Here is a 253-nt window from a genome sequence, read left to right on the forward strand (position 1 = left end):
GGGAAAGCTTGACTTCAAGTTAACTTAAACTTTTATGCTGCGCGGCAGTTTAACCCGTCGCGAGGCGTCATGCTTCTCTTATCCCTACGCAGGACGTCGCCTTTGGGTGCGGCCTGCGCACTGCTGCTGGCGTTATTCGGGCTGCTGTATTTCGTGCTCCTGACGGTGTACCCGGAAGCGCAAGGCGTATACAGCCCATCGCGCGGCCGCTTCCTTGTGCGCGGTGGCAAGCAGGTGGCGCGCGGTGTCGGCG

At 60.5% G+C, this 253-nt stretch carries 1 pseudogene; it reads left to right on the top strand.

Features of this window, described 5'->3' with window-relative positions:
- Window positions 1-69 precede the first annotated feature (69 nt).
- A pseudogene (locus tag SB764_RS42780) lies at window positions 70-253 on the top strand (hypothetical protein); the annotation flags it as partial.

The sequence above is a fragment of the Paraburkholderia sp. SIMBA_027 genome (genome assembly GCF_046535315.1).
In the GTDB taxonomy this organism is placed as follows: domain Bacteria; phylum Pseudomonadota; class Gammaproteobacteria; order Burkholderiales; family Burkholderiaceae; genus Paraburkholderia; species Paraburkholderia tropica.